This is a genomic window from Bacillus sp. 05T21 (genome assembly GCF_056396785.1).
On sequence record NZ_JBFTMD010000002.1, the window covers coordinates 557,604 to 571,261 of the forward strand.

The window sequence follows — 13,658 nt, forward strand, 5'->3', positions numbered from 1 at the left end:
GTGCCTTTTTTATATTTCTTATTTACGCTTCAATCGATTGATTTTCAGCAATATTTCTAAATTGTCGTTTGTGCATCCAAGTTAAGGATGCAATTGTTCCAAGTGATAATACAACGATAAAGATCATGAGTATCCCAATATTTTGCCACATGAAGTTAAAGTCTCCGCTTGATACGACTGCTTTCAATCCTGATACAGAATATGTCATCGGTAACCAAGCATTAAATGGTTGCAAATACTTCGGAATCAACTCTAGCGGGAATGTTCCAGCACTTGTTGTAAGCTGAATAATTAATGTGATGATTGCGATGAAACGCCCTGCATCACCGAATGCTGTTACTAAACATTGAATTAATGAAATAAACGCTAAGCTCGTAACAATACTAAAGAGTATAAAGTATGGAATACTTTGTACTTCTACACCTAACCAGAATAGTAATATGACATCTGCTACTATTGCTTGAATAATACCGACTGATAGTAAAACACCAAACTTACTAATAAACCAGCTGAATCCTGATTTCGGAACACCGACTGTATCGCGTAATGGGTATACGATAGATAATAGTAATGCCCCAACGAATAAACCGAGCGATAAGAAGTACGGTGTGAATCCTGTTCCGTAGTTTGGAACTTCCGCCATTTTCTCCGTCTTCACTTTTACAGGGCTTGCAAACATATCATACGTTTTATCCGTTCCTTTCACTTCACCAGTTTTCTCTGCCCCTTCGCCAAGTTTCTCAGCAAGTTCACCTGAACCATCATTTACTTTTACGAGGCCATCTGTTACTTTTCCTGATCCATCTGCTAGTTTATTTACTCCGTCGATTAGCTGGGTTGAGCCAGTTGACATTTTATTTAGCCCACCATTTAGAGTACCTAAGCCAGTTGTTACTTGACTTGAGCCATCTGCTAATTTAGTTACTCCTACTGATAATGTGCCTAAACCACCTGTTACTTGACTTGAACCGTCCGCTAATTGATTTATTCCACCTGCCATTTGGTTTGCTCCTACAGATAACGTACCTAAACCGCCTGTTACTTGGTTTGAGCCATCTGCTAATTGATTTGCTCCTGCAGATAATTGACCTAATCCAGCTGTCACTTTTCCGGATCCGCTTTGTAATTGCGTTACTCCATCAATTAATTGAACCGATCCATCTTTTAATTTATCAGCACCTATTTTTACTTTATCTAATCCCTCACCAAACCCATGAAACTTACTAACAAATTCATTTTGTGCGTTCGTTAGTTTCTCAATATCACCTGCTAGAGTTTTCACCCCTTCTGGATTTGGTAATTTGTTTTGCAATCCATTTGTTGTTTGATTGATTTCACCTTTTAATTGTTTTACTTCTTCATTTAATTTATTTGTTCCACCTGCTACTCCGGCAGCTTTTTGCTGAACTGTCGCTGTACTTTTTACAGCACTTGTTATGAATGGTTGTAACTGCTCTTGATATTCTTTTGGTAAACTTTCAATTTGCTTTTGTAAATTCGCTACCTCTTGCGCTGCATTTTTGACATCTCCTGCTGTTGATTGTGTAAGTTCATTTAACTGATTTACATTCGCCCCAGCTCCATCTATTTTCTCATTTACTGTATTTAATATAGAAGGAACTTTCGACTGCATTTCCTCTAAGCCTGCGGCAGACTTTTGTACGTTACTATTTAACTCTTGCAATCCCTTTTGAATTTCTTGAGAACCTTCCTCTAATTGACTTTGCCTTTCAGCAAGTTTTCCCATACCATTTGATAGGTCAGTTGTTCCTGTTTGTAATTCACCAGATTTACTTACTAGTTTGTTCAAGCCACCAGTCACTTTCTCAGATCCATCACGCAATTCACCCGTTTTGCTATTTAACGTATTTAAACCGTTCGTTACTTTTCCTGATCCGTCTACTAATTTTCCTATACCTGTCTGCATTTCACCTGTTTTGCCATTTAGCGTATTTAAACCGTCTGTTACTTTTCCGGATCCATCTTGTAATTTTCCTATACCCGTTTTGCTATTTAATGTATTTAAACCTGCTGTCACTTTTCCGGATCCATCTTGTAATTTATTAGATCCATCTGCTAATTTCTGAACTCCATCTTTCATCTCTCCAGACTTCCCTTGAAGTGTATGAAGGCCATCCGTCACTTTACTTGAACCATCATGTAACTCACTTGATCCGTCGTGTAGTTTATTTGCCCCTTCTGCTCCATCTGCTAATCCTTTTGAGACGTCTTTAATGGAATCAAACATTTTCTCTGCATATGTTTTCGTTAACGTGCTTGATACTTCACCTTTAATTTTTTCAATTGCTGTTCCGCCAATTTGTGAAGATAAGAAGTTTAAACTTTCATTTGGAATGTATTCTAAGTTTAATGGTTTCGGATCGTCTTTTAATAACGTTGTAGCGTTACTTGAGAAGTCATCTGGGATACGTACTAACATGTAATACTTTCTGCCTTCCATTCCCTCTTTCGCTTCTTTTTCACTTACAAATTCCCATTTAAAACTTTTATTATCTTTTAAGTTATCAACGAGCCCTTTTCCGACCTCAATTGGTTTCCCATCAAATACTGCACCTTTATCTAAATTGACTACCGCTACTGGCAAATCATCTAACTGTTTATACGGATCCCAAAAGGCCCATAAAAACATACCTGCATATAAAATCGGTACAAATAAAACCGCAATGATTGGGATTAATATTTTTTTACTTTTTATAATCTCTGCAAATTCTTTACTAAGCAACTTATGCCATTTCATAATTTATCCCCCTTTTCAAAAATGACCAAAATGTATTTTTAGTCATTTTTACCCAAATAAAAAGGCTATATCTGTTCATACATATGCCTTATCCCCGAATTTATACTATGCACATTTTCATCTACATGATTATATTTAACCATCCTCCTTATACGATTGACCAATTTGTTCAATTGGTCATTTTTTTATAATATTAAAAGGATTATCTTAATTTGACAATCCTTTTAGTAAATAAAGTTCGAATAATTCCGATATTTTTTCTTTTTCTAACGGTTCATGATTTTTTTCCCAATCAAAAATAAGCGATACGTATAAGCGAAGCATAATAAATGCTGTAATTTCTGGATCACATTTGCTAATTTCACCTTTTTCAATCGCAATCTTTAAATACGATTGAATGACAGAAACGATTTCCACATCTACTTGTTGCATCACTTCTTGTACTTCTTTCGTTCCCATATCACGCTCTTCTTGAATTAACTTAATCATGAGCTGATGTTCTTTTCTGAATTCTAATATGCTATATAATGCTCTATGTACATTTTCAAAAAATGAAATATCTGAACGAATTGCATTTTCTGCAACTTGCTTCATCTCTGTAATTAAATTAGAAATAATTTCACCAAATAGTTCTTCTTTATTTTTGAAAAAAGTATAAATCGTTCCTTTTCCTACATTCGCTAACTTCGCAACTTGATCCATCGTTGTTGCTTTATAACCGAACGCTGAAAAAGACTTTGTTGCAGCTTCAATAATAGAACGTTTTCGATCTATCGCCACATCTTCACCTCCAAAAATGACCAATTGGATAATATAGTCAATCAGTACATCTTTGATATTACCACACGCTTACATTCTATACAAGTTCTCTTTTTTATTATTCCCAGTATAAAAAAATTCCAGTCAATCTATATAATACTGTCATAGTGTATCAGAAAAAAAGGAGAAAGGAAAAGATGTTCTTCAGATATAATTTTTATGAAGACCTTTTTCTTATTTCAGTTTAGAAAGCTTAATTTTGTCTAAACTAGAATTCAATATGTCCTTCCTTTTCCTTTCACTCTGACAATTTTCTTCTACAGTTAAACCTTACCTAACAACAACAAAATTCCTCTTTTTCTAATAAACAAATAAAAAAACAAGAAAATCCTTACATTTAATAGTAATATAGAAAGTAGACAGATTTATAAAAATAGTGGAGGCTTTTTCAGTCATGATGCGTGCGCTTCGTTTAAATATAAGGCAAGCTTTTTGTAATCGTGTTTCTTTAATTATTATGTTTAGTGGATTAGCTCTTATTTCTATTTATCATTATTATTATGTAATTCGTTATTTAGGAGACGCAACGAATGGGGCTATAGCAACTGCATTTAAATGGATCGGGTTTCGTAATAATGAAATGGATATTTATTTATTATTAATGCCTGTTATTGCAAGTTTACCATTTAGTACGAGTTATAATTCCGATAAATCCGATGGTTTCAAAACTTTTATAAGTAAGGAAATTTCCCTATTCTCGTATTCCTTTACAAAGTATATCGTTACATTTTTCTGCGGTGGATTTCTTTATACTTTACCGTTCATTCTTTCTTTATTACTTTGCAAATTAACAATTCCAAATGGAGAGCCGACCGTCGGTACTAGCATGATAAATGGCAACGGAATGTTCGCAGAGTTATATTTCTCTTCTCCCATCACTTATATTTATCTATATATTGGGATTAATTTTTTATTCGCTGGTTTAATGGCCCTCTTAGGTTTAGCAGCGTCCACATGGTCACAAAAGGATTACATGGCACTTCTATTCCCATTGGCAGTTACTTCCATTCCCTTCGTCCTGCTAAATACAATATTCCCTACAATAGGCGGAGCACCTATTCACTTATATGATCCAAAACAACCATTACACGGGATGTCACCATACATTTTACAATGTACATTTTTCTTCCTTGTCAGCTTATTTATGTACATAAAAGGATTACAACGGGACAAAAAAAGATATATGAGAAGACTTCAAAAACGAGATCGATGTAGAAAAGCTTTTCAGCCATTGTAAAAACCTAATTTCCTCACGTTATCTTGGAAATTAGGTTTTTTTATTCATTTACGGCGTACCAGCCAATCCCCACAAAATAACAACAGCCGCAAAATAAATTGCTTTAATAGCTACCACTAAACATAATGCAATAATTGCATATTTACTTAATTCTCTTCTTGCACCGATTAAAGTAAAAATAATCGCCAAACTAAACGTTATATAGGAAGTTGCGGTATTTATTAAGTAATACATACTATCTAGATTCTGTGTAAGCCCTGTTACATCAGCTACAAATTGGAGCATGACGATCGTACTAAAAAAAATTGCAAGCTGATTCATTAACTTTCCATTTAACCATGCTTGCATCTTTAACCTCCTCATTATAAAAAACTGAATTTTAAATTAATTTTAACATGATTTTTACAGAAAAAGAACGCTTAGTATATTTCTAAGCGTTCTTTCTCGACTATTTAAGAAGCCTTCTTCAAATCAATTTGAGCAAGTACTGGATCGTGGTCACTTACACGTCCATGTTCTTTCATAATGTTTGAGTTTAAGTGTACAGGGTCTACAATTGTGTGCGGTGCGATGTTATTTGTTACTAAAATATGATCTAGCACTTGTGCGTTACCTTCATGAATGTACGTGTAGCGGTTCTCTTTCGGCACTGTGTTTAACATATCTTTTAATATCGTTCCCTCTAGTGCTTCTAAAGGTTTAGAGAATTCAAAGTCATTCATATCACCTAATACAACAACTGGTGCATTTGTATTCTTTTCTTGAATACCTTGTACGAAATGATTCACTTCTTGTGCTAATTGAACTCGTTTTTCTTCACTCTTTAATACGAGCGGCTGCACTTTTCCAAATGGCGTTGCATCTCCTAGTTTTGAGTTTAAGTGATTTGAAATGACAACAACATTTTGTCCTTGGAACGTAAATTCTGCCGCTAACGGTTTACGTGTACTTTCAAATAAAGGATTTTCGTCTCCAATACGAACTACATTTTTATCTAGTAACTTCGGTACTGTCGCTAATTTCACACGAGATGGGTTATAGAAGAAACCGACGCGAATATTCGCTCCAGGTGCCCCGCCGTCTTGATTGTTGTTTGGCGCAATTTCTACATACTCATACTTCGGTCCACGAATTTCTAATACAGCATCAATGATACGCTTTGCGCTTAAAGATGCATCAGTCGTACCGTCATTGATTGCTCCATTATTATCTTGCATCTCTTGTACACCGATAATATCAGGCATTTTTAAATTATATTTAATAGAATAAGCTAACGCTTTTACTTTTTCATCTGTGGTTTCTTTTTTGTTCGCTGAGAAGTTTTCAATGTTATATGTAGCAACTGTTAACTTATCAAGACGCGGCTGAATATTTGCCCCTACTTGCTTAAATCCGCCGTCCACTACAGATGGTAATTCCGTTACTGGCGAAATGCGGAACGAACCGTAGTCATATCCTACTACGCCTGTTATATCTCCAGTGAACGTATCGCCTACTTTCGCGACATAATCACGAGGTACTTTTACAGAAAGGCGCTCTGGATTTAATTGCTCTTTATCTAATAAAGGTGTACCATACTTCGTTACTACTTTATCTCCGCCATTTTTTACTGTTACATATAAATTACCGTTTTTCTGCGGAGCGATAATTTTTGGCGTTGGCATCGTAACGCGCATGCCTTCTACACTTTCATAAAAGTCGATTGCATCTTCATTTGGATCAAATAGACCGAATGCATCATTATCGATAATTTGATCAGGGATTTTTACACCGTTTTCTCCTAATACAATCGGCGCTGGTAAAGGTTGATCTTTTGCGATTACTGCAACGCGACTCGCCTTAATTTCCGTCGTCGTTAAGTCTGTTTCAAATCGCTCTGCATATCCAGGCCCAACATATTCTTCTACTTCTCCATCAACTTGGACAAGATCTCCTATTGCTACATTCGTATCTTTTTTGTATACGTAAATACCTTCAGAAGTAGCTGGATCATTATCCGGCTGATTATCTTCTATATAAAAACCATTTTTATCAAGCGCTGTGACAACGCCTTCCACATTGTTTACTTTCTTCCCATTGTAAGGAGAAATATGTGATTTCCCTTGAATATTATGAATACGAACTGGTTCATTTGTTACGATTATAAATGAAAATGTCGAAACTGCTGAAGAAGTAAGCCCTTCTTTTTCAGCGATTGCTTTCACTACACTATTTTCATTCACTATAATTCGTCCGTTATAACGAACACTTTTATTTGTAGGATTAGAGCCATCTAACGTATAGTAGATTGTTGCTCCTTCTGTATTCGTTGTTAATGTTACTGCTGTTCCTTTTGCAACTTCCCCACCATTTGGTGATGCCACTACATCGCTAACGCGGTTTTGTTCTTCTCCTTGAAACTTATGAGCTGTTACTGATTTTAAACCTGGGCTACCGAAATATAACTCAAGCGTCCCTGTCAACCTAACTTTCTTCCCGATATTTTCAGGATGGTCTTTCACATTTACTGCCGATCTCACATCGCCTTTTGGCAATTGAACAGGCATGATTTTGTCTGGATTCGTTTCGTTTGGCGAATCGGCAATTGCCACGTTTGTGTCGTCAAACTTAGCCGGATCTTTCGTGTATTTAGAAGGACTTTGCGTATACCCAACGATATATCCTTCCACTATCCCCTTCGTTTTCCCTTGCTGCTTAAATACTTGAATTGCTTTTTCTACTGACATAGAAGTAGTTTCTTCCGCCTGCGCTAAAGTTCCAGTAAATGAAAGCAATAACATCAATGATAAAAAGACACTTAATAATTTCTTCACAGCCATTTCCCTCTCCCTATTTCATATTTTCTCAACATTTCTATCATATCAAATGATTCGTTATATAGAACTATATTTCGACAAGTTTTACACAAAATTTATTTAATTTACAAGTTTTCAAACTATAATACAAAATAACTTATATAGCTTTATTGACTAAAGGTATTTTATCCAATAAACAAAACGCCTTCAATATAATTGAAGGCGTTTTGTTTGAAATATTTTAATGTGCGACTAATTTAGTCTCCATTAATTTCTCTAAATGAAATAACACACGTTTCGCCGCTAACTCACCTTGCTCAATACAAGCCGGAAGACCAGAACCAGCATAAGAACTACCTGCCAAATACACACCTGGCAATTCTTCCTCCATAAATGTTGTGAGCTTTTTCATTCGCTCTTTATGGCCTACTGTATATTGAGGCATCGCTTCTTTCCAGCGGCTTACAATTGTAAACTCTGGATCCTCTGTAATATCCATTGTCTTTTGTAAGTCTTCGAGTACGAGCTGCACAATTTCTTCGTCAGTTTGTTCAACAATCGCTTCATCACCTGGGCGTCCGACGTAACAGCGAAGAAGCGTTTTTCCTTCTGGCGTTGTATGTGGCCATTTTTTATGTGTCCACGTACACGCTGTAATCGTGTAATCACTATTTCTTGATACGACAAATCCGGTACCTTCAATATCACGCTGAATTGCAGACTTTGGGAAAGCAAGTGCCACGTTTGCAACTGATGTAGACGGAATGTTACGGAAGAAACGAAACTGCTTATACTGCGCAAACATAGATGGCAATACTTTATGCGGCGTCGCAACTACAATCGCGTTTGCTTCCATTTCTTTTCCGTTACTAAGCATAATCGTATAACTATCACCAAGTTTTGCAACCTTTTCGATACGAGTTCCCTTCATTACCATATCATTAGGAATCTTCGCTTCAAGAGATTCTACTATAGATTCTAAACCGGTTTTCAAAGTTTTAAAGATTCCTTTTTTCAATTCAGCCTTCTCTTGCTTTGGAGCGAGCGTACGCATACCAAGTGAAATACTACGGTGCTCCTGTTCAATTTGATAAATTTGAGGGAATGTTGACATTAAACTCATTTCATCAATATCCCCTGCATAAATACCAGATAATAATGGCTCAATTAAATTTTCAACGACTTCATTTCCAAGGCGATGCCTGAAAAACTGCCCGAGTGATTGATCAGAAACTGGTTTTGATCTAGGCATTAATAAGTCAAAACCAGCTCTTAGTTTACCAATTGGGGAGAACAATCCGGAAAATAGAAACGGCGTAATTTGCGTTGGAATTCCCATCATTGAACCGCTCGGCATTTTATGTAACCGATTGTTTACGAGAACGAACGATTGACCGGCCTTATTATTTACAAGTTCAGCATCAAGTCCTAATTCTTTCACTAACTTAGCTGCGCTCTCTTTTCTTGCTAAGAAAGAATCAGGGCCACGTTCAATTGTAAATCCATCTTTTTGAACGGTTTGAATTTTCCCGCCAAGTTTACCAGACGCTTCTATAAGCAATGCATCTATCGGCAAGTTTTTTTCACGAATTTCTTTTTGTAAGTTATACATTGTTGTCAATCCTGTGATGCCACCGCCGATGATCACAACTTTTTTCCTCAAGTAAGCTCCCCCTTTCTACTTACATTACAGATTCTTTTTTCTTTAATACAACATCTGCTAAACAGTCGATAAATGCGTCCGATGCGTTTGGCATTTCTGGACGATAATATTTCGCGCCAATTTCATCCGTTACCACTTTACACTCAAAATCATTGTCATATAAAACTTCTAAATGTTCCGCAACAAATCCAACTGGTGCATATACGAATGAATTGTAGCCGTGCTTTTCATTTAATTCTCTCGTTAAATCTTGTACATCTGGACCAATCCAAGGATCTGGTGTATTTCCGGCACTTTGCCAGCCAACTGCATAATTTGCTACTTCAGCACCACGTGCAATATAGTCAGCTGTTTCGTTTAATTGATCTGGATATGGATCGCCAAGTGCGATAATTTTTTCTGGTAAGCTATGTGCAGATACGATTAACACTGCTTTTTCACGTTCTGCTTCTGACATACCGTTATATATACCTTTCACTGCATCGACCCAATACTGAATAAATTTCGGTTCTTTGTACCAGCTATCGATGCCGTGAATTGTTAAGTTCCCAAGTTTTCCTGCTTCTTCTTGCGCTCGTCCTACATACGACTTCACGCTAAAAGTAGAATAGTGAGGGGCAAGAACGAGTGCAATTGCATCTTCTATTCCATCTTTATGCATAGCTTGTACTGCATCTTCAATGAACGGTTCAATATGTTTTAAACCAAGATACATGTGGTACTCTACTTCATCTTGAACTTCATTTAAACGCGTTTCTAACTTTTTAGCTTGCTCTAATGTAATAGTAGCTAAAGGAGAAATACCACCAATTGCACGGTAACGCTCTGTTAAATCTTCTAGCATTTCAGGACTTGGCTTTCTTCCTCTGCGAATATGTGTATAGTAACGTTCAATATCTTCTTCTTTATATGGCGTTCCGTATGCCATTACAAGCAAACCAATTTTCTTTTTCATACAGACAATCTCCTTTACTTCGCTAACTGTTCTTTAGAGTACTCATGAATAAATGTAGTTAAGCGTTTTAATGTATCTGGATTTACTTCTGGGAATACGCCGTGACCTAAGTTAAAGATATAACCTGGCTGCTTCATCCCTTGATCTAAAATACCTTTTACATGTTCTTCAATAACAGGCCAAGGTGCTAATAAGAATGAAGGATCCATATTTCCTTGTACCGCCTTGTGAACACCACGTGCGCGTGCTTCTTCGATCGGTAAGCGCCAATCTAAACCTACTACATCAAGCGGTAAGTCGTGCCATTCATTCACTAAATGTGCAGCACCTACGCCGTGCATAATCATTGGAACACCCATCGGGCGAACTTCTGCAAAAATACGCTCCATCGCTGGTTTAATAAATATGCGGTAATCCGCTACATTTACTGCTCCAACCCAAGAATCGAAAATTTGAACCGCTTTTGCTCCTGCATTAATTTGCGCTTTTAAATATGTAATAACCATATCTGCAAGCTTATCCATTAAAGCGAACCAAGCTTTCGGCTCTGCATACATAAACGCTTTCGTATTATGATAATTACGAGAAGGACCGCCTTCAATCATATAGCTCGCTAACGTAAATGGAGCTCCTGAAAAACCGATTAACGGTACATCTAACATTTCTGTCGTTAATAAACGAATTGTATCTAGTATGTAAGGTACGTCATCTTCTGGATTGATTTCCCCTAATTTTTCTACGTCTTGTAAAGAACGGATTGGATTATCGATAACTGGACCAATGCCAGATTTAATTTCCACATCAACACCAATTGCAGGTAGTGGTGACATAATATCTTTATAAAGAATTGCTGCGTCTACGTTATATTGATCAACTGGCAACTTTGTAACGTAAGCGCACAACTCTGGATTATGTGTAATTTCAAATAAAGAATAGTTCTCTTTTATCTTTCTATATTCCGGCTGTGAACGACCTGCTTGACGCATATACCATGCTGGTACATACTCTGTACGTTCCCCCCTACATGCTTTTAAAAATGTCTCATTTATAGTTCTTACCAAGACCCTAGCTCCCTTCCTTACCAATGCTTTTTCTTTAAATATGCTCTATTCCGATATTTATCTTTTTTTACTATACAGCTTGTAAAAACAAAATGCATAACATTATGTACGTTGTTCATTAAATTGACACAAACGTTCGTAAAAACGTTTACTATTTTCACAACATTCTTATTATAGCACAGAGAAAAACTACGGTTTAGCTACTTTTGACTTTTCTCCTTCACGGTTCGTTTGTGTGTTATATGGCACAACGTAAAAACTTGGTTTTGAGAATATATTAATAAACTTTTCCTCATATTTCCCTGTTCCTTTTGCCGTTCCAACGTGAGTATGAATTCCTTTTTCAACTTTATAAATCCGGTACATAATTCTCTCATCAGGAAGCGGCGTCCAGCTTAGTTTCATTGTAAATAAACCGAAAGGACTAAATGCTAGTTTTGCTTCCACGTTTTGAATCTTATCTAAACGAATTGGCAGTCCAATTGTTTCAACACCTTTTGGCCTATGAAAACTCGCTTTATCTTGTATATTTGCTTTCGTTAAAATCTTTTTAAATAACATCGTTGCAGATGCATTTCCATCTTGTAATTGATGCTCTTTATCGGTGCGGTCATAGCCAATCCAAACTGCACCTACTAAATTCGGTGTATATCCAACGAACCACATATCACGCGCACCATTGTCATCATTCGGCAGTGAAGTTGTGCCTGTTTTTCCAGCTAAAGCTCCATTATATACGCCAGCTTTTGCCGTACCTTCTTTCACAACTCCTTCAAGCATCTTTGTCATATACCATGCCGTTTGCTTCGAAAAGACTTTCGTTTCAGCTTTTGATGATTCTCCAATGACCGCCCCGTGTCTATTTAACACTTTATCGATAACGTGCGGTTCGATAATATTCCCGTTTGCTAAAAAAGATCGGTACATTTTGACAAGATCAAATGGAGAAACACCATTTTTCAGCCCGCCAAGTGCTGTGCTTAAACCTGAGTCCGCAATATGAACATTCCCTTTCTCTAAATATTGCTTTCCCTCATCTACCCCTAATTCATTTAATAAAGATACAGCTGGCACATTTGCTGATTCTAATACCGCATCGTACATCGTCATCTCTTTCGTATACTCATGATTATAATTTCGAGGTTCATAACCTTCAAACGAACTTTTTTCATTCGTTAATAAAGAATATGGATTATATTTCTTCGTCTCAAGTGCAGGTCCATATACGATAAGCGGCTTTAAAACAGAACCAGGCTGCCGCTTTGCAAAAACGCGATTAAGCCCTCTCGGAACATACTCTCTTCCGCCAATCGCGGCTTTAATTCCGCCAGTCTGATTATCCATTAATAAAAATGCACCTTGCGCCCCGTTTTCTTTACCAGGGAAATTTCTCGCATCTTGAAACTGGTTATATGCTACCTTTTGAACTTTTTCATCCATCGGTACGACAAACGTATATCCTCCGCGCAGTACTTCTTGATGCGATAAACCATATAAACGCGCCGCTTCATCTATAACCATATCGATATAAGGCATATATGCGAGTTCACGTTCATCTGAATTTTTATAAAGAGCGATTGTTTTCCCTTGGTAACGAACACTATCTTCCGCTGTTAAATAGCCTTGTTTATGCATAAGTGACAAAACAAGATCACGGCGCCCTTTACTCTTTTCTAGGGATAAGTACGGTGAATAGCCATTTGGTGCTTTCGGAAGCCCTGCAAGCATAGCTCCCTCTTCCACTGTTAAATCTTCTACATTTTTATTAAAATACAACTTTGCTGCCGCTTGAATACCATATGCCCCATGACCGAAATAAATATGGTTCATATACATTTCAAGAATTTGCTGCTTCGTATATTTTTGCTCTAATTGAAGAGAAATTGCGACCTCTTTCAATTTACGCGTAAATGTTTTTTCGCGAGTTAAAAAGACATTTTTAGCTAGTTGCTGCGTAATCGTACTACCGCCTTCTACCTTCTCTCCAGCTAACGCGTCTTTATAAAGCGCCCGAAATATAGAAGGGTAATCAATTCCTTGATGCTCATAAAAACGAGAATCTTCCACAGCAATAAATGCTTGCTGCACGTACTTTGGAATTTCTTCAATCGGCACGAGCTCTCTATTTTCTACATATAACTTCGTAATTTCTTTTCCTTTCTGGTCAACGATACGTGATGAAGAGTGGAAAACAAGCTGCTTTTCATCCATCATATAGCCACCAGTTAACACAATAAGTTTATAGAGTACAATCGCTACTACGAACGTTGATATCCCGCCTAATAAAGTCCACTTTGCTTTCTTCATACATCGGCCTTCTTTCCAAATGATGGTACATTTATTATTTGAAAAAGAAGTATCTTTATGTAT

At 36.8% G+C, this 13,658-nt stretch carries 9 protein-coding genes; 1 reads left to right on the forward strand and 8 read right to left on the reverse strand.

The annotated features are described in order from the left end of the window. Positions 1 to 22: 22 nt before the first annotated feature. Complete coding sequence (locus AC1DKZ_RS07865) at positions 23 to 2,758, reverse strand: YhgE/Pip family protein (RefSeq protein ID WP_476995915.1); 2,736 nt, start codon at positions 2,756 to 2,758, stop codon at positions 23 to 25. A 207-nt stretch (positions 2,759 to 2,965) separates the two neighbouring features. Next, positions 2,966 to 3,538, reverse strand: a complete 573-nt coding sequence (locus tag AC1DKZ_RS07870) for a TetR/AcrR family transcriptional regulator (protein WP_061688996.1) — start codon at positions 3,536 to 3,538, stop codon at positions 2,966 to 2,968. Between the two features lie 433 nt (positions 3,539 to 3,971). On the opposite strand from AC1DKZ_RS07870, the gene AC1DKZ_RS07875 reads away from it, so the two are divergent. Next, entirely contained in the window at positions 3,972 to 4,814 is an 843-nt protein-coding gene (locus tag AC1DKZ_RS07875; protein WP_404455802.1) for a hypothetical protein, read from the forward strand. 48 nt (positions 4,815 to 4,862) lie between these two features. Here the strand turns inward: AC1DKZ_RS07875 and AC1DKZ_RS07880 are convergent, their stop codons facing one another. The 6 genes from AC1DKZ_RS07880 to AC1DKZ_RS07905 all read right to left on the reverse strand — a co-directional run bounded on the left by AC1DKZ_RS07880 (position 4,863) and on the right by AC1DKZ_RS07905 (position 13,595). Beyond that, entirely contained in the window at positions 4,863 to 5,162 is a 300-nt protein-coding gene (locus tag AC1DKZ_RS07880) for a hypothetical protein (protein WP_476995916.1), read from the reverse strand. Between the two features lie 104 nt (positions 5,163 to 5,266). Further along, entirely contained in the window at positions 5,267 to 7,633 is a 2,367-nt protein-coding gene (locus AC1DKZ_RS07885; protein WP_476995917.1) for a DUF6359 domain-containing protein, read from the reverse strand. Between the two features lie 217 nt (positions 7,634 to 7,850). Further along, positions 7,851 to 9,272 carry a protoporphyrinogen oxidase gene (gene hemY, locus AC1DKZ_RS07890; RefSeq protein ID WP_476995918.1) on the reverse strand — a complete coding sequence of 474 codons (1,422 nt, stop codon included), beginning with the start codon at positions 9,270 to 9,272 and terminating at the stop codon, positions 7,851 to 7,853. Between the two features lie 19 nt (positions 9,273 to 9,291). Beyond that, a complete protein-coding gene (hemH, locus tag AC1DKZ_RS07895; RefSeq protein ID WP_113936582.1) occupies positions 9,292 to 10,227 on the reverse strand; it encodes a ferrochelatase in 936 nt (311 codons plus the stop codon). Between the two features lie 14 nt (positions 10,228 to 10,241). Beyond that, positions 10,242 to 11,288: a uroporphyrinogen decarboxylase gene (hemE, locus tag AC1DKZ_RS07900; protein ID WP_431181486.1), complete on the reverse strand. Its 1,047-nt coding sequence runs from the start codon at positions 11,286 to 11,288 to the stop codon at positions 10,242 to 10,244. A 189-nt stretch (positions 11,289 to 11,477) separates the two neighbouring features. After that, positions 11,478 to 13,595: a transglycosylase domain-containing protein gene (locus AC1DKZ_RS07905; RefSeq protein ID WP_476995919.1), complete on the reverse strand. Its 2,118-nt coding sequence runs from the start codon at positions 13,593 to 13,595 to the stop codon at positions 11,478 to 11,480. Positions 13,596 to 13,658: the final 63 nt, after the last annotated feature.